This is a genomic window from Candidatus Zixiibacteriota bacterium, from assembly GCA_026397505.1.
GTDB lineage: Bacteria > Zixibacteria > MSB-5A5 > GN15 > PGXB01 > JAPLUR01.
Map to the genome: position 1 here is coordinate 36233 of JAPLUR010000116.1, position 24055 is coordinate 60287.

Here is a 24055-nt window from a genome sequence, read left to right on the forward strand (position 1 = left end):
TTAGATTCTGATATGAAAATTGCCGAACAGATATTCAAACGCTTTGCCCTCTGGGCAGTCAGGCTATTCTTCGGCCGTGGAGTGGTGGAACCGGGGAAAATCGATATCCGCGCGATCAGGCGGATTCTTATCTACCGTCCGGAGAAAATCGGCGATATGTTTATCTCCCTGCCGCTGGTGGCGATGCTCAAAAAAGCCTCGCCCGGAATGATGATTGACGCCATTGTCTCACCGATTTCGCTCAAACTGGTAGAGAATGACCGCCGCTTCAATCAAATCTATGTTTATGAGAAATCATTCTGGTCGGATATTATGACCGCGCGCCGGATCCGCCGGAATGATTATGACTTGATTATCGATCTGGTCGGATCCGATTCGGTGACAGCCGCAGTATCGGTCATATATCTATCAAAGAGAAGTGCGCTGAAAGTCGCGGTGGGGAAGAAAAATCTCGCCCGATACTATGACAGGAATTTCGACATTTTCACCGATCGCCATATGGTTGAAAGCACTATGCAGGTTCTCGGCCTTCTTGGGTTGTCGGCCTCTCCCGATGATTATTTTGCCCCTCCGGATGTCTCCGAACCGCAGCGGGAGGCGGCCCGGCAATTTGTGTCGGGACTTGGTCTGAGAAACGGCGACATCCCGGTCGGCGTGAATATCTCGGCGGGAAATATGAATCGCCGGTGGTCTATGGAGAATTATTTCTCTTTTATAGGTGAACTTCAGAAACAATTTCCTCATTATCGGGTGGTTATTTTTTCAACTCCGGAGGATTATGAGGCGGCGCGCAGACTTCAGCAAAGCCTGTCCGGGGTTTCTGTACTGCCTGAAAGACTCTCTCTTCTTGAAGTTTCCGCATTTATCGCACAAATGAAGCTACTTATTTCACCTGATACTTCTCTTATCCATATCGCCCGTTCTTTCAGAGTGCCGGTGGTGGGACTTTATTTACCATTCCATGACAATTACCGCCGCTGGGTCCCTCTGGCGCAGCCGAATGGTCTGCTGGTGGCGCCCGATAACAATTCCATAGATAGAATTTCCCCGGAAAAAGTTCTGGAAGAGGTAGGACGCATTTTAGGAGGGAAGGGATGAGGAAAATCTCCGCGGTAATAATTGCCATGAATGAAGAGGATAATCTTGGACGCTGCCTCGATTCCATAAAATGGGTTGACGAAATCATTGTGATTGATAGCGGCTCGACCGATCGCACCAGGGAAATTGCGCTGAAGGCCGGCGCCAGAGTGTACGAAATTGAGTGGAAAGGATTCGGGGAGGCCAAGAGATATGGGGTCTCAAAGGCGGAGGGGGAGTGGATACTCTCGCTCGATGCCGACGAGGAAATGACCCCGGGGGTGATAGAGGAAATTCAAGCAATAATTCGCGACGGTGCCACATTGCCGGCTTATTATATGCCGCGCCGAACAATGTTTCTGGGGCGATGGATTTCGCACTGCGGCTGGTACCCCGACCGGGTGATGCGGCTATTTCTAAGATCGCGGGCGAATTTCAATGAGGCCACCGTGCATGAAAAGGTGATCTTTGACGGCCCGGCCGGTTATCTCAGGAATGAAATCAGGCATTACAGCTACCCCACGTTGGAGCATTATCTCAGAAAATTCAATCGCTATACTACATTGGGTGCCGAGGAGGCATATCGGTCGGGAAAAAAGGGAGGTTGGTTCGCACTGTTAGTCAAACCGCCGGCGGCCTTTTTCAAACACTATATTGCCAGACAGGGTTTCAGAGATGGGTGGGAAGGGTTTGTCATCTCTGTTTTATCGTGTGCCGCTGTTTTCGTTAAGTACGCCAAGTTGAAAGATATGAAACGGAAGAATCAAGAGAGGTAGGGACCGTTGGTTCGAAGAATACAAATTGCCCCCGGTGACAAGCTTCTAATCAGCCGGACCGACCGTCTGGGCGACTTGATACTGGCTCTGCCTCTGGTGCAGACGCTCAAAGCCCGTTATCCGTCCGCCCGGGTCGAGGTACTGACCTCGGATTATGCGGCCCCGATTCTGAAACATCATCCTGCGGTCGATGGAGTCATGACGATTAATCATGCCTTATTGGCCTCCGACCGGGAATATCGTGCGGAATTGACCCGAGCGCTGGCTTCCGCCGGATACAAAGCCGTGGCTGTTTTATACCCGGAAAAGAATATCTGTCGTATTTTCTGGCGGGCGGGTATTCCGATTCGCATCGGCACGGCCGGCAGATTTCATTCCATATATTTCAACCGTCGCCTCTTTCATCGCCGGAATCCAAGCACCAGGCATGAATCGGAATATAACCTCGATTTCCTCAAGTTTTTTGAAGATGGGGAATCGTCGCCGATACCGGAGATTCATATCGCCGGGGAAGAAAAATCCCGCTCGACGCAGTTTCTTCAGAGCAAGGGGATTGGAACGGATTTTGTCGTAATCCACCCCGGCTCCGGCGGTTCCGCACATAAATGGCCGCTTGATAATTTTCTCCGGTTATATGATTATATGGTCAAGTCGGGGATAGAGGCCGTCATCACCGGCTCAAAGGAAGAAGGTGCGGAAATTATAGCTCTGGCCCGGAGGATGAATATCACCATTAAGGAAATCACCGGCAAGACCGATTTGAGAATGCTGGCCGCGGTGCTGGCGCGGGCCAGGGCCACGGTGGCCAATTCCACCGGCCCGCTCCACCTGGCAGCGGCGGTTGGGACGAGAGTTGTCGGGCTGTACCCCCGGAATAAAATCATGTCGCCTGTTCGCTGGGGACCTTTGGGCAAGGGGCATCTGGTCTTGCAGCCGCCGGAAAAGGGGCAGAAGATGGATTCAATCACGGTGGAGCAGGTCGCCGAAAGTATGCGAATCCTCGCGAGAGGCCCTATAAAGGATGGAAGTATCCTGAAATGAACTTGGCCGAATTTATCATACAGACCGAAGCCTGGAATTCCAATATCAATATTCCCATGATTCGCAAGGCTTACGAGTTTTCCGATGACGCTCATGCGGGGCAGTTGCGCGAATCGGGGGAAGCGTATGTGGAGCATTGTCTCCATGTCGCCCTGATTCTGGCGGAGTTGCATCTGGATTCCACTACCATTGCCGCCGGCCTCATACATGACGTCGTGGAGGATACCGGCATCAAGATTGACCGTATCAAGCAGGAATTCGGCGAGGAGATCACTGCCCTGGTTGATGCCGTCACCAAGTTGGGCGCAGTGCAGTTCAAGTCCGAGCAGGAGCAGCAGGTGGAGTATTTCCGTAAGATGCTTCTCTCCATGGCCAAGGATATCCGGGTGATCTTGATCAAGCTGGCCGACCGCCTTCACAACATGCGAACTCTCGAGCATCTTTCTCCCGAAAAGAGAAAGCGGATCGCCACCGAAACCCGCGAGGTCTACTCCCCGCTGGCGCACCGATTCGGTATTTCCAAGGTCAAAACGGAACTGGAGGACCTCTCGCTGAAATTTCTGGAGCCGGAAATTTATGCCGATCTGGCCAACAAGATCGAGTTGAAAAAAGAGGAGCGCGAGGCTTATGTCCAGCAGATTGTCATACCGATCCGGAAGGTTCTGGGTGAAAGAGGCATCAAGGCGGAGGTTACCGGCCGCGCTAAGCACATCGATTCCATTTATCGAAAAATAAGAGACCGGAAAGTTGCTTTTGAGCAGATCGCCGACCTTCTGGCAATCCGGATAATTGTCCGCACCAAATCCGAATGCTACCACGCCCTGGGGATAGTTCACGAGCTGTGGAAACCGGTGCTGCACAAGTTCGGCGATTATATCGCCAATCCCAAACCGAATAATTATCAATCGCTGCATACGGCCATTTTCGGTCCCGAAGGCAAGATCGTAGAAGTTCAGATTCGTACTTACGAGATGCACCATGTCGCCGAAAACGGTATTGCGGCCCACTGGCTGTATAAAGAGGGGCGCCAGCAGCTCGATAAGACCGATCAGCAAATGCTCTGGCTGCGCGATGTTCTCGACTGGCAGAAAGATATGACCAACCCCTCGGAGTTTCTGGAATACCTGAAAATCGACCTGTTTCCCGAGGATATTTATGTATATACCCCCGACGGAGAGATAAAACATCTCCCGGCCGGAGCCACCCCGCTCGATTTTGCCTTTGCCGTTCATACCGAAGTCGGTATCCGCTGCAATGGCGCGAAAATAAACGGGCGGATTTCGCCTCTTTCAACAAAGCTTCAGTCGGGCGACAAGGTTGAAATCATGACCAGTCCACTCCGCCACCCCACCCACGACTGGCTCAATATTGCCACTACCTCGGCCACCAAGACAAAAATCAGGCGCTGGCTCAAACAGGCCGGTCATGACCAGGCGCTCGTCCTCGGTAAGGAACTTCTGGAGCGGGAACTGAAAAAGAAACGCCTCAAAATCCCGCCTGATGAGGAACTGCTGGCGGTGGCGCAGGGATTATCGCAGATGTCCGTCGAGAATCTTTATTATGCCATTGGCAGCGGCAACATATCCGCCGGTCAGGTAGTGCTCAAACTCGTGCCTGAAGAGGTGGAACCGGCAAAACCCTCGGTCGTGGAAAAAGTCTTGGATCGGTTCCGTTCGGAGCGCGGGATCAAGATCGAAGGAATGGGAAACATGATGTTCCGTTTTGCGGGCTGCTGCCAGCCAATCCCGGGCGAAGAGGTGATCGGGTATATCACCCGCGGCCGGGGCGTTACCATTCATCGCATCGACTGCCCCGCCGCTCAGGAACTGATCAAACAACCCGAAAGAACTGTCCCGGTTACCTGGGATGTCTCCAAAGACCAGACTTTCGTGGTTCGTCTGGAGGTCAATGTCACGCCCCGGCGGAATATCCTGGCCGAAATCACCGAGTCGATCGCCGATGCCAATACCAATGTGCGTGGCGCCGATATAAATATCTCCGACACCAATTCCACCGGATATATTGTGGTCGAAGTCAATAACCTGAGTCAGTTGGAGCGGGTGCTTGAAAGGATAAGGAAAGTCAAGGGGGTTATCTCGGTAAAAAGGGCGTTGGGCGGCGACCATTTGGCCGAATGAGATTCCGCTCATTCGAGCTTTGAATCCAATCGACCATTCAATATTTTCCCTTGACATTCTATTTCTCAAGAATATACTTACGACAGGCTATTCTTTCATAACGTTGTTGCGACCTGTGGATTTGCAGATAAACAAAGCGGGCAAAGGCTCGTCTTTGATAATGGATATAGGGTTTATAAAGTTAAATTTAGAAAGGAGGTGAGATAATGAGAAAGAAGAACCATTTATTGACGGTGATGGCGCTTATGGCCGGTTTGGGGCTTTTCCTCTGCTGCTGTGATGACTGCCCGACCTGCCCAAAGCCACAGGCACCGGTATTGGGTCATTATCGAATTTATGCTTTCGACGGGCTACAGGGGCTTTTGATGTCAATCGATACCCCGGCCGATACGGTCGTGGATTCGGTGCGGGTGGATTATTACGGCTCATTCATTTATGTCACGCCGGACGGCCAGAGACTGCTTGTAATGAACGTGGGCGACAGCGGCAACAAATTGGAAATCTATAATACGTCTGATCTTGCGCATGTTGGCACACTTAATCAATATGGTTTCTACTATTTTGATGGAAGCGATAATTATGGAATATGTGCATTGGGCAGTATTCGCTTTATTGATCCAATATCCCTCTTACCTATTGACACTATCAATCGAAGCGTTCGATCGGGTTATTTGGATACCGTATCAAATCTCTTTCTTGCTGCAGCGGCTTCCAGTGCGACCATTTACAAGATTGATTGCATTACCCGGACTCTGGTGGACTCGTTCACCAATATGTTCGGGGGTAATGTGACGAACCTGGCTTATAACCGACTGACAAATGACATTTATTACTTCACATTCATAGGCTCATATTACTCCTATTTCGTCCAGTATGATTGTGATGGGGATTCTGTTATCGACAAGACTGTTGTCACCCAGACGACCGGCGGCATTTCTATCACACCTGATTGCAGGCGGGTCTATATGACCGACGGCGGTAATGGCATGCTGGGAACAATACCTCAGGGGCAGATATGGGTTTTTGATGCTCTGACTAACCGGGTATTGACGTGGATACCCAACTATAATATTGCGACGGGGAGGCGGCTGGTGCCCCTGTTCGGGCAGGTGGTTATCACCCCGGACAATAATAGAGCCTATCTGGGCGCAGCGCGGAGTTCGGGTGGACCGATACCGATGCCGGTCATTGATCTAAACACGAATCAAATCATAAAAACCGTTTTTTCGGACACCCTAAATGGAAACATCGGGGCGATGACTGTGGCGATAGGGCCTGTTCCGAAAAAATGAAGGAGGCTAAAATGCGATCTAAAAGAAACTCGTTATGCACAATGGTCATTGTGACTTTACTGACCGGTATGTGCATTCCTGCGCATGCCGAGCATTATTATTGCAGAATCGGGGAGAAGCCTTTGGCTGTCTGCGACTCCATCGTAACCGTTAAATTCAGTCCTCTTGTCCCGCAACCAAATGCGGAAACATTCGCCCAGACTGTTCCCGGCCTTGATGAACGCTATGCGCCCGAAAGGGTGAGTCGTGGCTTTTACGTTTATCATGTTGACGAAGGATACAATATTGACTCCTTGCTGGGGTATCTGAATGTGATACCTGCCGTGCAATTCGCGTTCCCTGCCTATCGTGACTCTTGTGGCTCCGTCTGCATACTCAACGACCTTTTCATTATATGCTATAAAACGGATGTCACGCAGCAGATGATGGACAGTATGGCGAACTTCTATCATGTAGAACAAATCTCTGGTCCAATGGAATATACCGGCAGCAGGGCGATGATTGCAAGCAGTTTTGAAGGCTTGAATACGTTGGAAATTGCCAATCGCTTCTATGAGTCGGGCCTGGTCGAATATTCCCAGCCGGCGATGTTCGTACCGAAACCATCGAGCATTGATCCCAACGACCCCTTTTTCCAGTATCAATATAATCTTTATAATCATGGCCAGACCGGCGGCAAACCGGGTATTGATATCGGCGTAAGAAAGGCCTGGGAGATAACGCAAGGAGACCAGAATGTATTGATCGCCATTATTGATTGCGGCTTTATCAGGATTCACGAGGATTTGAACAGCAGTCGAATTCTATGGAATAGTGGTTATGATTTCGTTGGTTCTACTGCCGACTCGATAGTACCGGACACTGATCCCAGCCCCGGCACATTATCAGCCCATGGCGTGGCCTGCCAGGGGATTATCAGCGCGCAGATGAATAACACCCTTGGCATTTCGGGCATCGCCCCGGGATGTAGTATTATACCGATAAAGGCATTTGACGACGACGAATATGGCAGTGATAATCCAACTGTATACGAAGGGGCCATCAGGCATGCCATAAATATTGCTAAGGCGTGGAAATTCCCGCCAATGGTTATCAGCTGTTCCTGGGGGTATCCCCCATATTTTTATGTCGATAATATCGCCAAGATAATAGATACCGCAGCCATGTATGGAATACCGATTGTTTTCGCCAGCGGTAACCAGGGTTCGATAGGTTACTTATATGAGTCCGTGAGCTTCCCGGCATACTTGGAAAACGCGATCGCCGTTGGGGCGGTTAGAAAGACAGGTGAAAGATGGTCGTACAGTGGTAGCGGCGAAGGGTTGGACGTAGTTGCCCCATCAGGATTTGCTTGGATTGATGCCGGTGACCTTTATACTCTCGACCAGCCGGGTGAAGATGGATATAACCCTGCCTTTGTTTCTTGTGCGCTTACCAATGAAGACTATCTCTGCACATTCGGGGGTACATCCGGCGCAGCGCCACAAGTGGCCGCCACTCTGGCGCTGGTGCGCAGCAGACGCCCGGATATTAAATCCTTCAATACCCTGAAAATGATTATAAATAGTTCGGCTGTTGATGGGATTGGCGACTCTTATGACAGTGTTGGTTGGGATCCGGCATACGGCTACGGTCTGGCCAGCGCTTTCCGGGCGCTGTTGGCGGTCTCACGCGGCGACCCCAATAATGACCATACTATAAACATGTCCGACATAACTTATCTTATCAATTTCCTCTACAAAGGCGGCCCGGCCCCCGTGCCTGACCGGCTCATGGGGGACGTCTTCTGCGACGGCATACTCAATATTCATGATATCCAATACCTCATAAACTACCTCTACAAGGGCGGCCCGGCACCAATAATTTGCTTTAAATATTAGAATCCAGCCAACCAAATTTTAAGGAGGGCGGCATCAATCCGTCCTCCCCTATAAGCTGCATTCAACTGTAGCTTATTTCTACCGCAAACCGTGTTTTTTCTTCATTTTCACTTCCTTCCAATCGACCATAAATAAATCTTGGACTGTCCGTTCCAATTGCGTATAATTGGTGACAAAATGGATTTACATTAACCTTATTGGGAATAGTAAATGAGTAATAATTTTTGCCCCTCCTGCGGCGGGCCGGTCAAGCCCGAAAGCAATTTCTGCCCGGCGTGCGGCGCCGCACTTTCTGGCTCAAAGAAGAGCGACAATTCCAGGAAAAGCACCTTCTCAACCCAACTCCTGATTCTGATTGGCTTCATTGTCGTTGCGGCTGCGGCTTATCTGATTTTCGTGCCTCAGCGCCAATCTCAACCCCAAAAAGCGGCCGACGAGAATTTCCAGCACCCGCAAATCCCCGGTATGCCGGCCGGAACCCAGGCCGAGTTTGACAAAATTGTGGCCAATCTTCCCAAGACATATGACAGTCTGGTTGAGCTGGGGAACCATTTTATGGATAATCAGGTTTTTCCACTGGCCATAGAGTGCTACACCAGAGCCATCAATCTGAACGGCACCGACGCCAATATTCATACCGACCTCGGCGCCTGCTACCATTCTACCGGCAAAAACCAGGAGGCGATTGATTCCTTTGAGAAGGCGATAAGTCTTGACCCGAAACATGCCATCGCCCATTTCAACCTGGGGATTGTCTATCGGGGGATGAATGACAATGAAAAAGCCCGTTTCTATTGGAACAAATTCCTCGAGCTTAATCCTAACTCTCCTCTGGTTGACAGCGTTCGAGCCTATCTGAAAGCACTCGAGGTTTAACAGGGACTCTTCGCGGTGGTTTGGAGCCGCCGGATGGGCATTTGGCGGCCCGATATTTGTAGATTGATATAAAATCGTTAAATTAGGATTGTGTCCAGGTTAGGAAATTTGGCCGGCAGGTTGGGGCTGGAGAATCTCCTTGAATTTATTTACCCTTCCTCCTGCCTCAACTGCAACAGAAATATCGATCATCCGGGCGAGTTGATTTGTGAGGTATGCTGGCATAAAGCGACTGTCATGCCCCTTGTGATTTGCGCCGGCTGCGGCCAGTTGATACCCGACGGCACCGGCTGCCTCAACTGCCGTTCCCCGCAGAAACCGCTTCCCGCTCTCACTCTTGGCCATTATCTTGATCCCCTCAAAAATATAATTCATCAGATGAAATACCACGGCTATCGGAAGCTGAGCGGGGAACTGGGGGAGAGGCTGGTCGGCCAATATCGGGCGGTTCTGGAATCTTTTTCCGTCGATTTGATCATTCCCATTCCGCTTGATTATTTTCGGGAGTGGAAAAGAGGTTTTAATCAAGCGGCCCTTCTTTCCGATATAATAGGAGAAAGGTTGAATTTGCCCGTGGCCGGGCAACTTCTGAGGAAAATCCGCCGAACCAAAGACCAGACAAAGCTGGATCCTGTAGAACGAGAGGAAAATATGCGCGGTGCGTTCCGGGCCGACAGCAACATGCTGAAGGGGAAGAGGATTCTTCTGGTTGATGATGTCGTCACCACCGGGACGACTTTGCGCGAGGCCCGCCGTGCCCTGAATGAGGCAGGCGCAGATGCCATTTTGGCTCTGACCGTCGCGGCCGCCGGGTATGATAAATGATATGGCTGTTCTGACCGAAAGCAATCAAGCGATTAACGACTATCTGCAGTTTCAGGAACTGGAGCGCGGGCTTTCACCCAACAGTCTTGCCTCCTACAGGTGCGATATTGTGGAATTTGCGAGATTGTTCAAAATATCAACTGATTATGAAATCCCCCACCGCGCCGTCAATGACTATATCGTCCGGCTGAACAATCTCAATCGTCGCCCTTCATCGATTGCCCGAAAAATCTCCGCCCTCAGGAATTTCTACAAATATTTGCGTGATCGGGAGCTGGTCAGGCAGAATCCGTTTGAATTTGCCCGCGTGCCCAAGATTTCGCGGTATCATCCGGATTATCTTACCGTTGATCAGGTCACCAGAATTTTGAGTCAGCCGGATCCGAGCGGCAGAAACGGCCTCCGCGATCGCGCCATGCTGGAAATGCTCTATGGAACCGGCATGAGAATATCGGAACTCATAAACCTGCGTCTCTCGGCCGTCTACGACGAAATCGGTTTTATCAAAGTTGTCGGCAAGGGAAACAAGGAAAGGTTGGTGCCTTACGGCCGGTATGCACGTGAGGCGGTGGAAAAGTACCTGACCGAAATAAGAGAAAAGGTTCGTAGCACGACGCAGAGCGATATTCTTTTTCTTTCCAATCGCAATCAGAAGCTGTCCCGGGTAGGGGTCTGGAAAATTATCAAGAAATATGCAGCCCGATCCGGTATTGCCAAAACCGTCACCCCCCATACTTTTCGCCACAGTTTTGCCACCCACATGATCGAGGGGGGGGCCGACCTTCGCACCGTGCAGGAACTTCTGGGGCACGCCAGCATCACGACCACCCAGATTTACACCCAGGTCGACAAGGAATACCTGCTTTCGGTGCATCGCGAATATCATCCGCGCGAACGGTCCTCGCGAAAGCGGGAGGGGTAATTATGTTCCACTGCGCCTGCCGCCAGGAGGGTATCGATGTCGTCTATAATCTTTCCCGCTCTTTTGCCCGAGAGAAGATATCCTTTCATTATTTTCGGACCCTCGATGAACTCCTGATACTCTCCCAGCGATACCAGCTCGATTTGGTGATTATTGCCGGTAAGGGTGATTTCTTGAAAGAAGTTGAGATGGTCCATCTGATGAAAGATCATATCTTTCTGGCCATTATTCCGACCGTGCTGTACCATCCCGACCCCACCGAATCGCTTCTGATAACCGGTTTCGAAAACGGCGCCGACAGTTTCCTGCACGGCCGGTGGAATGAGAAATTGTTTGAGGCCCAGTTGCGTATGATAGCCGCCCGGAGTCGCCGCGACATTTCGGTCAATCCCTCCACCTGGCTGCCGGGGCCGGGACTGATTGAAAGAGAAATCGATCGTCTGATGAAACTGGGGACCGAATTCGGAGTCTGTTATGCCGATATTGATGATTTCAAAGCGTATAACGATTATTACGGCTATTATTACGGCGATCGTGTCATTCGCCTGACCGCCCGCATCATCCGCGATGTCGTTTTCGACCTCTGCCGCGAGGGTTTTGTCGGACATATCGGCGGTGATGATTTCATTTTTATTTTGCCCCCCAGCCTGGTCGAATCGGCCTGCCAGAATATCATCAGGACTTTCGATACTCTGATTCCCTATCGGTATGCCGAGGAGGATCGACTTCGCGGCATCATCCATACTCAGAATCGGAAAGGGGTAATGGAGTCTTTCACTTTCCTGACCATTTCTATCGCGGTGCTGATCAATCAGCAGGGGGTTTTCAAGCATGTCGGAGAGATGTCGCACATGCTGGCCGATCTCAAGAAATATTCCAAATCGCTCAAAGGCTCGAATTATGTCTTTGAGCGGCGCAAAAAATATTAGGGGCTATTGGTTTTCAATTCTTTTGAGGAGATCCCGAGCCGGTTCAAATTGGGGGTTGATTAAGAGCAGCTTGCGAAGATAATATTTGGCCGAATCGGGCGGGTAGCCGAAACTCTGAAAGGTGGCCGCCAGATTGAAATAGGCCTGGGCGGAGCTGCTGTCCATCGCAATCCCCCGGCGATATAATTCGATCGCTTTGGCCGGCTGCCGGGTGGCATAATAGATATTCCCACAGTTGATACAATCGATAGCGCCCGGTTCGCCCAATTTGCCGCCGCTCTGAAACATCTCCTGTGCCCTCGAAAAATCCTTCATGCGACCGTACAATGCGCCCAGTTTGAACAACGGCTCCTTGCGCGATGGGGCCACCTGTTTCGCCTGAAGGTAGTATAATTCCGACTTCACAAGATCATTGCCGGCCAGATAGAGATCGCCCAGATTGATATAACCCTGAACGAGTTCGGGATTCAGATTGATGGCCTTCTTATAGTGGTTTTCGGCCTGCGCGGGGTCATTCTGACTCTCATAAATCAGGCCGATATTATTATAGGCCTGGGCGAAATTTGGATCATACTGGATCGCCTTATTAAAGGTAGCCAGCGCGGCATTGTACTGTCCCAGCCGATATTGCACAAAACCAAGATTGTTGAGCATGGTCGGCGAATAAGGATCGCTTTCCAGCGCGGCCCGATATTCCTTCTCGGCCATCATCAGATTCCCCTGACGTTCGTAAGTCAGTCCAAGATTGAAATGAATCTGCGCCTTATTCTCAAAACCGATATCAAAATAGGTGCGGTTGGAGAAAATAAGGAGAATGAGGAAAATCGCACCATATATCCGAACACGACTCCAGTCTTTCTCTTTGATGTCGCCATAAATTTCCAGGGTGCCGGCCGCCGCGAAGAGCAGCAGGAACGGAATGACCGGCAGCCGGTGGCGCGCGGTTACAAGGAAAAGAATCACCGTGGGCAAATACCCAATAATGAATAAATAAAAAAGAGACAATTCCCGGCGTCTTTTCCAGGAGGCCGCAAGACCTGCGACGGCCAGGGGCAAAAGAAGGCCGAAGGGGAAATAAATCAGCTTCTTCCAGAGGAGAAGTGAAAAAAGCGAGGAGTAATTGCGGCTGAAATAGATGTCGCCGTTATCCGAATTTTCGAACCCCACTAGAAAATAGATTATTTTCCTGAAAGTCAGGGCAAGAAACCGGCCCGGATTGCTCCCGATGAATTTCAGAGCTTTATCGGTCCAGAAAGATGATTCTTCGCCGGCAGTGAGTTTCTTACCGGTTTCTTTTTCGGCTGCCCGGCGGGTAGCGGCGGTAAACTGATTCCAGGGGAGAGATTCATCCAGTTTTACCTCCGGCATAAGCATGGTCAGCCCCTCGGCATCGCGGTTGTTACCGAGATAGAAATTAACGCCTCCCTGCGAAGAGACCAGTATTGCCTCCCCGGTGACCAGATAATTCCGCAGGGTTACGCTTAAGACGGGAATTAACAACCCCGCCAGATAGATGAAGGGGATGAGGAGTCTCTTTTTGAAATCCCTGATACTTGCAAATCCGAGATAAATCCAAATCAGAAACAGAGGCGCCAGCAGCAGAATATTCGGCCGGGTAATGGCCGCCAGGCCGAAAATGATCCCCGTTCCCAGCCATTGGCGCGGCTTACGTTCCCCCTTGTATAGAAGCATGAGATAAACTGACAGCAAAGCCAGCGTAATAAAAAGAGCCTCCAGCATGAACATGGTATCATAGAAAATCATTGTGCCATAAGCGGCAAAAGCCAGTCCGGCGATAATACCTGCTTTTTTCGAAAAAGCCCTTTTCCCCAACAGATAAATGAGGACGGCCGAAAATGATGGGAGCAGGCATTGGAGCAGCCTGGACCAGAAAATGGAACTCCCCGTAATTTTCAGAAGCACGGCCAGAAAATAGGGATATAATGGCCCGCGGAAATAAGCTTCGCTCCCCCAGAATTTACCGCCGATTATCTCGCTGGCCCAGTTGAAATGCCACAGTTCATCAACCATTGGAAAATTAAAAGATGGATTGGAACGGTATTGAAGGAGATAAATCAATCGGATCAGGAAAGCTGCCGCAAAGATAATCATCGGCCATTTGACGCCTTCCGGCCGCCGGGCCGGAGAATTTGTCGAGTTCCTTTTACCTGTCATACTTAAATCCAATAGGGGAATATAGTATTCCTGACGGCAAAGGCAATGAGCAAACTGGTGGAAAATAGAGCCGGGCCTTTTCCTTAATAGCCTTCATATGGTTATCTCATTGAGGGAGAATAGAGAGTGTCGGTCGGGAGGTTTAACCTCGCCGTGGTTTATTGGCCGAGGCTCAAATTATATACTTACGGGAAATAATTTCCGTGTCGTATATAAATAAAAACAAATTGTGCAAGGGAACCATTGCTGCGAAAACTAATATAATAAGATGGAGGATGACTTGGTAACTAAGGAAATAGTCTTGGCAGCATTAAAGAACTGTTATGACCCGGAAATTCCAATCAACATCGTTGACCTCGGCCTCGTTTATGATATCCGCGTTGACGGCGGTAAGGTTGATGTTGATATGACTCTTACCGCGCCGGGCTGTCCCATGCATGTCCCCATTTCTACTGATGCCAGGAACAAGATTCAGGCGATAGATGGAGTCGAACAGGCCACTATTCACATCGTCTGGGAGCCGCGGTGGACCCCGGATCGGATGTCGGATGAGGCCAAAAAATCGATGAGATTTTGAAATAAAATTACAATTGGCGGAGAAATATCTCTTGACATCCGGCCTTTAAGAACTTATTATAGAATTAGGAAACCCTCGCCCTGCCCTCACAGAAATACTAGGACGGAAATGAAGCGATTTGTATTGCGGATTTGTAAACGGTTGCCCGGCGAACATGGACTGTTTGCTTTGATTCGGCCGGCGACTCAACTTAAACCTTTAACCCTATACGGGGGGTGAGCATTGATGAAGCATTTTAGCATCATTACTGTCATCTTGGTGATCTTCATGTTCTCTTCGATCATGGCTGCTGAGGTAAATACTCTTGCGGCTGCCAAAGTGCGGGTCGAGAATGATAAGTTAATCGTTCCGATTGAACTGAAAAATGTTCAGCCGATGGCGGCTCTGGATTTGCCTTTGAAGTATTCGAAGGGCGTTACTCTGGAGGAAGTCACTTTTGACGGAACTCGTTCCGAGAACTTTGACTTCAAGTTTGCAAACATCGACAATGCCAATAACCAGGTGATCATTGGAATGATCCCGATGGTTTACGGCAACAAGACCGATCTGGAACCGGGGAGCGGCGTCGTCGCCAACCTTGTTTTCCGCATCGACAATCCGTCGCTGGAATCGGTTGAATTAACGCCGATTGTTACCAGAAATCCCGACCATTCGTTGATGTATGTTTACACTGAGGGCACCGAATTGAAGTCGATGGAGCCGGAATTATCCGGTTTGGTTGTGGCTCTCAATGGCGCTTCCACGCCCGAAAACGCTCTGCCGACGAAATTTGCCCTGAAGCAGAATGCGCCCAATCCTTTTAACCCGACGACCATGGTCTCTTATGATCTGCCTAAGCCCACTAATGTGCGGCTGGAGATCTTCAACGTCCTCGGGCAGAGAGTGAAAACTCTGGTTGATGGTTACCAGGAGGCCGGTTCTCAGTCGGTGATGTGGGATGGCACGGATCGCAGCGGCTCGTCTGTAGCAAGCGGTATTTATTTCTACCGCATTCAGGCCGGTGAGAATAGTGCCACCATGAAAATGATGATGCTGAAGTAGGAAAGAAGACATTACATAGCCAACAGCAAGTGAGGAGAGCCCGCCGCATGGCGGGCTCTTTTTTTGGGCATTTTCTGCGCCTCTGCAATGACTTGACTCCATGCAGGTTAGTCAGGCACGGCTTATCAATTATAAGAGGCACCGGCGCAGATAATGCGACCGAACGCCCCGAAAGCAACCCCCGGCAAAAGCTGACTTAACCACAATTACTTGTAATACAAGGGATTGTTCGGCCGCCTCAAAAGGCGGCATGAAAATTGTTATGTTATTCTCTGTCGGATAACGGAATTTTTGCTAACAGGCAAAGTGAGGTTGTCCCGCAATCTGCCGGATGCAAGATAATCGACGGCTGCTTTGGCGGTACGCTGATCGGTTGCTCCTCAGGGAGAGAGAGAAGGGTTCCCATCCTGGACGCCGGGAGCCCTTTCTTCTATTTAAATTATGTATGATTCGGCATCACCCGGATGCGCCGGAGCCACCTTCAGCCTGCGTCCATCACCATCATTGATACAAGTGATTTCCACCGCTGACTGATCTTTGGAATCGCAATAGCGGGCCGTGATCGCGGCGGCCTTATTCAGGTTTGATTCCGCGCCTTCACCGATCAAGAGCGCTATCGGCGAGCCGGTGTCGAGCGCCTCGAGCATTATCTCACCCGGTCGGGCATATTTCATGATTTTATTGTTATCACTCTCGTGCCGCCCGACAATCAGCTTGGTCCCTTCGTCAAGACGGAAATGTCGCCCTACCCGCAGCAAATTGAGATCGTCAAAATCGATTTTCTCGGTATGCTTAAGAAGGTCTCTCAGCCGCTTGGAATATCCAATGTCGGTCAGCAGACACCCGGCCGCAGGATTGGGGTAATCGGTGAGACCCAGTTCCGCCGCCAGTTCCATCTGACGATGCCGTGAGCGCCCGGAAACGGCCTCTAATTTGTTGCGGTCAAGAAGTCCCTTCTGCTCCGGAATTGTCTCCGGGAAGAGCCTGGCTGAAAGGGGGCGCACCAGATATCCTTCAAGCCCGCTTTCTCTTTCCACCAGGTTCATGCTGCCTCGAAACTGCGATTTCGGCCTCTGCCCAAGTACCTCGCCGGTTATGATGAAATCGGCGCCAACCATCTCCATAAACTGCTTGGCCTCTCTGAGCATCAATATCCGACAGTCGATACAGGGGTTCATGTTCTTGCCGTAGCCAAACCGGGGTTTCTTGACAATATCGATGAACTTCTCACCCAGATGCATCAGTTTGACCGAGAAACCGAACTTCTCGGCCATCGGGTAGGGATTGGAGCCGCAACTGGATTTATCGGTAATATCACAACCGAAATGGGTCAGGAAGGTCAGTGCGGTAACCTCGATGTCCTGCCTTAGAACTAACAAAATTGCCAGGGAGGAATCGAGCCCCCCCGAAAAGAGGGCAACCGCATGACCTCGTTTAGAACTGCTGTTATCCATCAATCATACCTCAATCCTGATTATAACACATAATAACGGCGGGGCTAAGCAGATTCTTTGAATTCCGGGGCGAATTTCGCCATCCATGCACCGAAAAAGATGCCTTGACAATTATACCTAACCCGTCTACAATAACCCTTTGTTAGAAATTGGAGTCGTATGAAACTGATAAGAGCTCTTCTGAACTGGTTGAAATCATTTGCTTTTGAATGCCAGAGGCTCTTTTTCTTTTCGTTGAAAATGGTTCGCTCCTGTTTTGGGCGCCCCATCTATCCGGCCGAGACCTGGGAGCAAATGTATCTTATCGGGGTTGGTTCGCTCTTTCTGGTGATCCTAACCGGCATTTCGGCCGGGCAGGGGATGGCGCTCCAGTTCTCCAACGAATTGGCTGATTTCGGAAGCAAAAACTACCTGGGACGAATTATGGTCCTGGCGATTGTCCGGGAACTGGGGCCGGTGTTGACCGGCTTGATGGTGGCTGCTCGGGTGGCGTCCGGAATTACCGCCGAAATCGGCGCCATGAAATCCTCCAACCAGCTTGATGCCCTGACCGCTTTCGGCATCGACCCGATCCGCAAGCTGGCCGCTCCGAGGTTGATTTCGCTCATCGTCATGCTGCCGGTGCTGACTATTATCTGCGATGTTATCGCTATCACCGGCGGATGGCTGATTGCCATTTTCATCTCCCATATAACCTCCATTACCTATTGGACCGCAGTCAGGGAGAAGCTGATATTCGGCAATATTTTCATGGGCCTGTTCAAGCCGCTGATCTATGGCTTTGTCATTGGTTTTATCGCCTGCTATAAAGGTTTCACCGCCGAGGGCGGCACCAAAGGGGTCGGCCGCGCCACGACCGAATCGGTGGTCATTACCTCTATCACCATCCTGATCGGCAATTTCATGATCACCAAATTGATTTTCTCTTTCCTGAAAGGGTATCTATGATTGCTTTCCGGAAAGTTAATTATTCCATTGCCGATCGCCCAATTCTCAAGAATGTCTCATTCGAAATCCCCACCGGCGAGTCACGGGTGATTATGGGGCATTCCGGCTCCGGGAAATCGACCATCCTCCGCCTGATCCTCGGCCTTATCCGCCCGGACAATGGTGAAATCGTCGTCGATAACTGCAATGTCTGCGGCGTGAAAGAGAAAGACCTCCGCGAAATCCGCAAGCGTATCGGCATGGTGTTTCAGGATGGCGCCCTGTTTGACTCTTTGACCGTCGGCGAGAATGTCGGTTTCTACCTTCTGGAATATACCCGAATGACCATGGCGGAGATTGAAAGCAAAGTCCGCGAGATGCTCGGGTTTGTGGGGTTATCCGAGGAGATAATCGACCGGCTGCCCGATGAGCTTTCGGGCGGCATGCAGCGCCGGGTGGCAATCGGCCGGGCGCTTCTCTCCACCGACCCCAAAATCATGCTCTATGATGAGCCGACCACCGGCCTTGACCCGCAGGCAACCACCAATGTCATCGCTCTGATAAACCGCCTGGCCGAGGTCAAGCATGTCACTTCCATTGTGGTGACCCATCAGATCGCCGATGCTTTTGAGATGGCCGACAAATTTATCATTATCGATGACGGCGAGGTTGCTTTTGATGGCGACTTGAAAACGCTCCGGGAATCGACCGAGCCCCGGGTGGTCGAGTTTCTGACTCCCTTTCGGGATTCGATTGCCAATGTCCGTAAAATAGATTTTATTTGAGATGAGGATATAAATGAAACGAAGTATAAGAGTCAAATGGGGGGAACTTAGAGTCGGCCTTCTGATAACCGTTGCCATAGCAGTCATGCTCTGGGCCTCTTTTTCGGGGAGCGGAACATCGATTTTCGACACCAAAACCGGCTATATGGGCTACCTCAGCAATGTCAACGGGCTGGTCAGCGGGGCGCCGGTCTGGATTGCCGGAGTCGAGGTGGGCAATGTTACCCATATTAAGTTTGTCAATCTCGATTCGGCGCGGCAGATAGAAATCCGGCTGCGGGTAAAAAAATCAATTACCAATATGATTACCACCGATGCCGGCATGAAACTCGGCACGATCGGTTTTCTGGGCGATAAATACATCGAGATCGTACCGGGGACACTGACCAAACCGCGCCTTGAGCCCGGAAGTGTGATTCCCACGGTTCCAGGCGCCGATCTGGCCGCGATGCTGGCCGAGGGGCAGAAGGCAATGGAACATGCCCATGATTTGTCCGATAACCTCACCGATCTTACCGGCAAACTGCGTCGTGGTGAGGGAACCGCCGGGCAGATGTTCACCAACGATACGCTGTTCCATGAGATGACCAAAATGGTCTCGGCTATGACGGTCCTTATCGAGGAGATGCAAAAAAGCCAGAAACAGATTACCTCATCGATTAAAGATGTCGCGCGGAATTTGGACACGATTACGACCCAGATAAATTCCAACCGGGGCACCGTGGGGAAACTGATTGCTGATCCGGGGCTGTATAACAACCTTCACTCCTCCGCCGGGCGGATCGATTCGATTCTGGCGCGGGTGGAAAGGGGCGAGGGTTCCGCCGGGGCGCTGGTTAAAGATGATTCATTATATATTGAGATAAGGGATCTGGTTTTGCGGGTAGAGAATCTGGTGAGCGACATCGAGAAAAACCCCCGCAAGTATTTCAAGTTCTCGGTCTTCTAGGGCGAGCTTCTTTTGACTTTTGTGCGCGGCAGACTTTAGTTCAGGTAGGTCGGTGTTCCGAAATTCCGCATCAGCGGAATTGAGAAACCCGACAATCTATCTGCGGGAACGAAAAACCCGACAAGAGGCGACGAAATGAAATCGTTACGCAGGTTTTATCTCAAGAATCGGAAATATTTTATCACGATTGTAACATATAATCGACAGTCCATCTTATTGCATGATACTTCTCTCTTTTGGAAATGCTGGCCGATAGCAATGCCTGAAGCCTGGTGCATTTTGCCGAATCATTGTCATCTTTTGATAGATATTGGCAGCGAGGATATTTCGAAAGTAATTCATGGATTCAAGATTAAATATTCCCGCCTGTATCGCAGTCGCGAGCGTGCGGGCCGGGTCTGGCAAAACCGTTTTTGGGACCATATAATCAGAGATGACGGTGATTGGCGACGGCATATTGATTATATACACTATAATGCGGTCAAGCATGGCTTGGTCGACGATCCTTTTGAATATGAACATTCATCATTAAAGGAATATTACAATAATTGTCTTTATGAAAGGAATTGGGGTGTGAATAGAGGCGTAGAATGTTCAGGGGAATATGGAGAAATATAAGATGTCGGGTTTCACAATTCCGAGGTTGCGGAATTTCCGAACCCGACCTACGAAAGCTACTATTATTTCTATTGATATAGTTGGAGAGGCAAAAGTATGGCTTCAAAATGTGTGAATTGTGGCAAAGATTTATCCCTTTGGGGGAAAATGCTGGGGGGCAATAATGCATTATGCCCTCAATGCAAAATTGAAAGACAAGGTAGAATTGACCAATACTTGGCAAAGCTATGCGAGTTTGGGAGCGATAACTATTTGTCTCTAGAGGAAGGGAGAAGACTCGATGATTTGCAGAAGGCGCTTGGTCTGCAAGAATCAGATTTAGCGGAAGCTGATCGAACTCTGAAAAATCTTCGGGAAGTCACGAAAAAGGCAGATATTGGGGAGTATGAGAGGAAACTTGATCAAATGGGAGAAGATGGGTTACTTACGGATCAAGAAGAAAAGGAGCTGAGTGACCTGTTGGTACAATTGAGACTCGAGAACGCTGATATCGAGCACACATTTGGGAAATTCATGCATTTAAAACGCCTTACAGCCATAAGAGCAGGGAATCTTCCTGTTCTTATGGCTGACATACTACTAAAGAAAAACGAGCAATGTCATTATGAAATTAGATGCGAACTTGCAGAGGAAAAAAGGCGGACGAGATATGAAGGCGGGACGAGAGGAATAAGTTTACGTGTTGCAAAGGGGCTCTATTACCGCGTGGGTGGCTTTAAGGGTGAGAGGATTGTCGATACCTCGAATGAAGTTTCCGACCAGGGTACTCTATATTTGACAAATAAGAGAATAATTTTCGTTGGCACCAAAAAGAGTGTCACCTACCCGATAGATAAGATCGTGAATTTTACCAAATTCACAAATGCAATCCAATTTCAAAAAGAAAATGAGGCAAAGCCAAAATATTTCTTGATTAAAGATGAATTTGTGGCGGATGAAATCGGAATGATATTGTCAAAAATTGCGCAATGATTTGACTTGTTATCCTTCCTGCGCACGGCATTTTTTATGAATGCAATACCGCCGGGTGGCCCATCATTCATGATGGTATTATTCCTCTCGCAGTTCAGTTATGACGTCGTACCGAAATTCCGCGCCAGCAGAATTGAGAAACCCATAACTTTGCTGTGGGAAATTTCCATAAACGGAGCGGGGGCGCCATTGCGCTCTCAGAATTGAAAAATCAGCAATTTCACTTGCATCGGTGCGCGGACAAATATATATTGAAATCTGTTATATGCAGCACTGTCGTCATCAGTCTATATGAAATTTATCAACAATCCTGCAGGAGGGACCGAAAGTGTATGGCTCTTAAATTCAATTGCGGTGTTTGCGGAAAGACTATTATAACCTATCTTCGCGCCGGTGAGAAGGCCAAATGCGCGGGATGCGGCTCAGAAGCTGTTGTTCCCTGGGACGCCACAACCACAAACGAGAAACCGGAGTTCGCACCAGGGTTGATGGGGTCGAGCGGGGCCGCAAGCCAGGAGACCGCGAGCGGCGGCTCAACACCCTGGAATGCCGGCCAGAAAAATATGCTGGTCGGAGCGCTCTGGTGCATTGGGGGCATCATTGTGACTGTTGCGACATACCAAGCAGCGGTGAGTAGGGGTGGTGGCACATACTTCATCACCTGGGGAGCCATCCTGTTCGGGGCGATTCAATTCTTCCGCGGTTTGATTCAGGCGTCACGAGGAGAAACCGTAAGTACTACTGAAAAAGAATCGGAGTCTGTGGACGTGGTCGATCAAACAACACTTCAGGATGGCACCGATCCTTCGCAAATGGAGCAGATCGCCGCCGAACCCACACCGGCAGAAAGGGTGGATCAAACAAGACCCCAGGGCGCGGCCTATCCTTCGCAAATGGAGCAAATTGTTACCGAATCGTCGCCGCGGTGGATCCCCTGGAGTATCGGGATTGCTGTCGGGGTCATCATACTGTATGTGGTTATTAAGGTGTTTTCCGGCGACATCCCTTGGTAGGGTCGTAGTTTTATAGGTCAGGTCTCTTGCAGACCTGACACAGTCTTGTCAAGAGCGTAAAGCTCCTGACCTGCCTAAAAATATTCTATTTAACCTGCCCCAATTCCTTCATCCTTTGCAGCCGTGCCGGCTCATCACGCACCAGCCAGACATCCTTCGCAAGCAACTCAAAAGCCCGCGCAAAATAGGGAACCGCTTCCTTGCCGCGGCTCAACGCCAGCAGGCACTCCGCCAATTCCTCATAAACATACCCGTCATTATCAGCGCCGGCCTCATCCCATTCTTTCTGCAGACGCTGCTGAATCACCAGCGCTTCTTCGATCCTCCCCAAATAACGAAGCGTTTTCGCCACACACCATTCGCCGATTCGTACCAGCCCCGGTTTCCCCTGCACCCGGCGGAAAGCCACCGCCTTCTGGAACATCATGAGCGCCGAATCATAATCTTTCCGCTCAAAATATGTCCAGCCGATATTATTGTAGAGGCTCCCTTTCCATTTCTGAGCCATCGGGTTGGGGCTTTTTTCCGCCAAATCGAGCGCTTCCAGGTTCCATCCCATCTGCTTTTCGGCGGTGGCAACAATCCCCATCATATGGGCGGCATCAACCGCATAAGAATCAAAACCACCTTTCAAACTTCTTTCCCATGCTTCCACAAATAATGGCGCCGCATCGCCCGGTTTGCCCGAGGAATTGAAAACCCGTCCGCGCTCCAATAGATACCGGATATACGCCCGCTCACCGGCGGTCGGCAGAAGCCCTTTCACCGTATCGAGAAGGGCGTGGGCCTCATCGAATTTCTGCGCAAGCCCCTCCGCGCGGGCAATTTGGGTCAGAAGTTCGGCATAGTAGCCGATATCTCCGGAGTTTTTCGCCTCGGGAAGGATTTCGCGGAATTTTGCCTCGGTCTCAGCCGGATTGTCATAATTCCAGAGAGAATCAAAATCGACTTTTTCGGCCTTTGTTTGCATGCCCATAAGAAATATCGCTCCAATTATCAAAATTATATTCTTCATATGAACCGGAATTTGATACGTTAGGGAAAATAATTTTATGGATTTTTGATGGCGATTTGATTGGCAACGCCGCCGCCGGCAATCTTAACGGGCGGGCCGCGCAATCAAAAATTTGCCTTGCCCGGCCGTTCAAAATCGGATAACTTGGGGGATGAAAAATGGAACGCCAATATGCCCGATGACCTTTCATAATGGCCGGCTCTTTTTGCGCCCCCTGCGACGTTGTTTGACATATTGTTTTTCCCCGAGTAAGTCATTTAAAGAAGGAAAGGAAATATGACACAGGCAAAGCATGGCGATACGGTCAAGGTGCATTACACCGGCAGATTTGATGACGGCCAGGTGTTTGATTCCTCTTCAGGGCGCGAACCGCTGCAGTTCACCATCGGGCAAGGGCAGATAATCCCCGGTTTCGAGGCGGCCGTTGTCGGTATGGTCCCCGGGCAGACCAAAACCGAAAAAATCCCGTCCGATCAGGCTTACGGCAATCATGATCAAAACATGGTGGCCGAAATCGAGCGGAAACTTGTCCCTGAAGGGCTGAACCCCGAAATCGGGCAGGAGCTGGAGATGGAGCACCCCAACGGCGAGACAATCCCGGTTATTGTCACCAATGTCAACGAATCGCATGTGACTATCGATGCCAATCATCCCTTGGCCGGCAAAGACCTGACCTTCGATATCGAATTGCTTGAAATTGGATAATAAATATAACCGCCGCCGGTCGCGTCCCCGGACCACCGGCGACCATGCCACTTTGGCTACAAAAACGG

Annotated in this window: 21 protein-coding genes; 18 read left to right on the forward strand and 3 right to left on the reverse strand. The window is 50.2% G+C overall.

Features of this window, described 5'->3' with window-relative positions:
* Nucleotides 1-12 precede the first annotated feature (12 nt).
* From NT002_12045 to NT002_12090, 10 genes are all read left to right on the forward strand, one after another.
* Complete coding sequence (locus tag NT002_12045) at nucleotides 13-1098, forward strand: glycosyltransferase family 9 protein (GenBank protein MCX6829992.1); 1086 nt, start codon at nucleotides 13-15, stop codon at nucleotides 1096-1098.
* Nucleotides 1095-1853 (forward strand): glycosyltransferase family 2 protein, encoded by a 759-nt coding sequence (locus NT002_12050; GenBank protein MCX6829993.1) that lies wholly within the window; start codon nucleotides 1095-1097, stop codon nucleotides 1851-1853. The genes NT002_12045 and NT002_12050 overlap by 4 nt, the downstream gene beginning before the upstream one ends.
* A 6-nt stretch (nucleotides 1854-1859) precedes the next feature.
* A complete protein-coding gene (locus NT002_12055; protein ID MCX6829994.1) occupies nucleotides 1860-2894 on the forward strand; it encodes a glycosyltransferase family 9 protein in 1035 nt (344 codons plus the stop codon).
* Nucleotides 2891-5032 carry a bifunctional (p)ppGpp synthetase/guanosine-3',5'-bis(diphosphate) 3'-pyrophosphohydrolase gene (locus tag NT002_12060; GenBank protein ID MCX6829995.1) on the forward strand — a complete coding sequence of 714 codons (2142 nt, stop codon included), beginning with the start codon at nucleotides 2891-2893 and terminating at the stop codon, nucleotides 5030-5032. The genes NT002_12055 and NT002_12060 overlap by 4 nt, the downstream gene beginning before the upstream one ends.
* A gap of 206 nt (nucleotides 5033-5238) precedes the next feature.
* On the forward strand, nucleotides 5239-6324 hold the full coding sequence (locus NT002_12065) for a hypothetical protein (GenBank protein MCX6829996.1): 1086 nt from the start codon (nucleotides 5239-5241) through the stop codon (nucleotides 6322-6324).
* An 11-nt stretch (nucleotides 6325-6335) separates the two neighbouring features.
* Entirely contained in the window at nucleotides 6336-8204 is a 1869-nt protein-coding gene (locus NT002_12070; GenBank protein ID MCX6829997.1) for a S8 family serine peptidase, read from the forward strand.
* 210 nt (nucleotides 8205-8414) lie between these two features.
* Entirely contained in the window at nucleotides 8415-9080 is a 666-nt protein-coding gene (locus NT002_12075) for a tetratricopeptide repeat protein (GenBank protein ID MCX6829998.1), read from the forward strand.
* Nucleotides 9081-9188: 108 nt separating this feature from the next.
* Complete coding sequence (locus NT002_12080) at nucleotides 9189-9905, forward strand: ComF family protein (GenBank protein MCX6829999.1); 717 nt, start codon at nucleotides 9189-9191, stop codon at nucleotides 9903-9905.
* A 1-nt stretch (nucleotide 9906) separates the two neighbouring features.
* Nucleotides 9907-10827 (forward strand): site-specific tyrosine recombinase XerD, encoded by a 921-nt coding sequence (xerD, locus tag NT002_12085; GenBank protein ID MCX6830000.1) that lies wholly within the window; start codon nucleotides 9907-9909, stop codon nucleotides 10825-10827.
* A 2-nt stretch (nucleotides 10828-10829) separates the two neighbouring features.
* On the forward strand, nucleotides 10830-11756 hold the full coding sequence (locus NT002_12090; GenBank protein ID MCX6830001.1) for a GGDEF domain-containing protein: 927 nt from the start codon (nucleotides 10830-10832) through the stop codon (nucleotides 11754-11756).
* 3 nt (nucleotides 11757-11759) lie between these two features.
* Here the strand turns inward: NT002_12090 and NT002_12095 are convergent, their stop codons facing one another.
* Nucleotides 11760-13931, reverse strand: coding sequence for a tetratricopeptide repeat protein (locus NT002_12095; protein MCX6830002.1), 2172 nt, complete (start codon nucleotides 13929-13931; stop codon nucleotides 11760-11762).
* A gap of 268 nt (nucleotides 13932-14199) precedes the next feature.
* Between NT002_12095 and NT002_12100 the strand changes: the two genes are divergently transcribed.
* Together NT002_12100 and NT002_12105 are read left to right on the forward strand one after the other, a co-directional pair.
* Entirely contained in the window at nucleotides 14200-14508 is a 309-nt protein-coding gene (locus tag NT002_12100) for an iron-sulfur cluster assembly protein (protein ID MCX6830003.1), read from the forward strand.
* A gap of 225 nt (nucleotides 14509-14733) precedes the next feature.
* Nucleotides 14734-15549 carry a T9SS type A sorting domain-containing protein gene (locus NT002_12105; protein MCX6830004.1) on the forward strand — a complete coding sequence of 272 codons (816 nt, stop codon included), beginning with the start codon at nucleotides 14734-14736 and terminating at the stop codon, nucleotides 15547-15549.
* 434 nt (nucleotides 15550-15983) lie between these two features.
* Here NT002_12105 and NT002_12110 read toward each other — a convergent pair whose 3' ends face one another.
* The gene (locus tag NT002_12110) at nucleotides 15984-17003 is read right to left on the reverse strand and encodes a hypothetical protein (GenBank protein ID MCX6830005.1); all 1020 of its coding nucleotides are present in this window, start codon (nucleotides 17001-17003) and stop codon (nucleotides 15984-15986) included.
* Between the two features lie 159 nt (nucleotides 17004-17162).
* On the opposite strand from NT002_12110, the gene NT002_12115 reads away from it, so the two are divergent.
* The 5 genes from NT002_12115 (at nucleotide 17163) to NT002_12135 (ending at nucleotide 22267) form a co-directional block, all read left to right on the forward strand.
* Nucleotides 17163-17951 carry an ABC transporter permease gene (locus NT002_12115; protein ID MCX6830006.1) on the forward strand — a complete coding sequence of 263 codons (789 nt, stop codon included), beginning with the start codon at nucleotides 17163-17165 and terminating at the stop codon, nucleotides 17949-17951.
* On the forward strand, nucleotides 17948-18715 hold the full coding sequence (locus tag NT002_12120) for an ATP-binding cassette domain-containing protein (protein ID MCX6830007.1): 768 nt from the start codon (nucleotides 17948-17950) through the stop codon (nucleotides 18713-18715). Before NT002_12115 ends, NT002_12120 begins: the two co-directional genes overlap by 4 nt.
* A gap of 13 nt (nucleotides 18716-18728) precedes the next feature.
* The gene (locus NT002_12125) at nucleotides 18729-19664 is read left to right on the forward strand and encodes an MlaD family protein (protein MCX6830008.1); all 936 of its coding nucleotides are present in this window, start codon (nucleotides 18729-18731) and stop codon (nucleotides 19662-19664) included.
* A gap of 714 nt (nucleotides 19665-20378) precedes the next feature.
* Nucleotides 20379-21254, forward strand: a complete 876-nt coding sequence (locus NT002_12130) for a hypothetical protein (protein MCX6830009.1) — start codon at nucleotides 20379-20381, stop codon at nucleotides 21252-21254.
* A gap of 332 nt (nucleotides 21255-21586) precedes the next feature.
* Nucleotides 21587-22267: a hypothetical protein gene (locus NT002_12135; GenBank protein ID MCX6830010.1), complete on the forward strand. Its 681-nt coding sequence runs from the start codon at nucleotides 21587-21589 to the stop codon at nucleotides 22265-22267.
* Between the two features lie 85 nt (nucleotides 22268-22352).
* Here NT002_12135 and NT002_12140 read toward each other — a convergent pair whose 3' ends face one another.
* Nucleotides 22353-23243: a tetratricopeptide repeat protein gene (locus NT002_12140; protein ID MCX6830011.1), complete on the reverse strand. Its 891-nt coding sequence runs from the start codon at nucleotides 23241-23243 to the stop codon at nucleotides 22353-22355.
* A 315-nt stretch (nucleotides 23244-23558) separates the two neighbouring features.
* Here NT002_12140 and NT002_12145 point away from each other — a divergent pair, with 315 nt between their 5' ends.
* Nucleotides 23559-23987, forward strand: coding sequence for a peptidylprolyl isomerase (locus NT002_12145; protein MCX6830012.1), 429 nt, complete (start codon nucleotides 23559-23561; stop codon nucleotides 23985-23987).
* The last annotated feature ends 68 nt before the right edge of the window (nucleotides 23988-24055 follow it).

Excerpts from the sequence above, each read along its gene's own strand:
- NT002_12045 (MCX6829992.1), top strand. The coding sequence starts at position 13 with ATGAAAATTGCCGAACAGATATTCAAACGCTTTGCCCTCTGGGCAGTC.
- NT002_12050 (MCX6829993.1), top strand. The coding sequence starts at position 1,095 with ATGAGGAAAATCTCCGCGGTAATAATTGCCATGAATGAAGAGGATAAT.
- NT002_12060 (MCX6829995.1), top strand. The coding sequence starts at position 2,891 with ATGAACTTGGCCGAATTTATCATACAGACCGAAGCCTGGAATTCCAAT.
- NT002_12065 (MCX6829996.1), top strand. The coding sequence starts at position 5,239 with ATGAGAAAGAAGAACCATTTATTGACGGTGATGGCGCTTATGGCCGGT.
- NT002_12070 (MCX6829997.1), top strand. The coding sequence starts at position 6,336 with ATGCGATCTAAAAGAAACTCGTTATGCACAATGGTCATTGTGACTTTA.
- NT002_12075 (MCX6829998.1), top strand. The coding sequence starts at position 8,415 with ATGAGTAATAATTTTTGCCCCTCCTGCGGCGGGCCGGTCAAGCCCGAA.
- xerD (MCX6830000.1), top strand. The coding sequence starts at position 9,907 with ATGGCTGTTCTGACCGAAAGCAATCAAGCGATTAACGACTATCTGCAG.
- NT002_12090 (MCX6830001.1), top strand. The coding sequence starts at position 10,830 with ATGTTCCACTGCGCCTGCCGCCAGGAGGGTATCGATGTCGTCTATAAT.
- NT002_12095 (MCX6830002.1), bottom strand. The coding sequence starts at position 13,931 with ATGACAGGTAAAAGGAACTCGACAAATTCTCCGGCCCGGCGGCCGGAA.
- NT002_12100 (MCX6830003.1), top strand. The coding sequence starts at position 14,200 with ATGGAGGATGACTTGGTAACTAAGGAAATAGTCTTGGCAGCATTAAAG.
- NT002_12105 (MCX6830004.1), top strand. The coding sequence starts at position 14,734 with ATGAAGCATTTTAGCATCATTACTGTCATCTTGGTGATCTTCATGTTC.
- NT002_12110 (MCX6830005.1), bottom strand. The coding sequence starts at position 17,003 with ATGGATAACAGCAGTTCTAAACGAGGTCATGCGGTTGCCCTCTTTTCG.
- NT002_12115 (MCX6830006.1), top strand. The coding sequence starts at position 17,163 with ATGAAACTGATAAGAGCTCTTCTGAACTGGTTGAAATCATTTGCTTTT.
- NT002_12120 (MCX6830007.1), top strand. The coding sequence starts at position 17,948 with ATGATTGCTTTCCGGAAAGTTAATTATTCCATTGCCGATCGCCCAATT.
- NT002_12125 (MCX6830008.1), top strand. The coding sequence starts at position 18,729 with ATGAAACGAAGTATAAGAGTCAAATGGGGGGAACTTAGAGTCGGCCTT.
- NT002_12130 (MCX6830009.1), top strand. The coding sequence starts at position 20,379 with ATGGCTTCAAAATGTGTGAATTGTGGCAAAGATTTATCCCTTTGGGGG.
- NT002_12135 (MCX6830010.1), top strand. The coding sequence starts at position 21,587 with ATGGCTCTTAAATTCAATTGCGGTGTTTGCGGAAAGACTATTATAACC.
- NT002_12140 (MCX6830011.1), bottom strand. The coding sequence starts at position 23,243 with ATGGGCATGCAAACAAAGGCCGAAAAAGTCGATTTTGATTCTCTCTGG.
- NT002_12145 (MCX6830012.1), top strand. The coding sequence starts at position 23,559 with ATGACACAGGCAAAGCATGGCGATACGGTCAAGGTGCATTACACCGGC.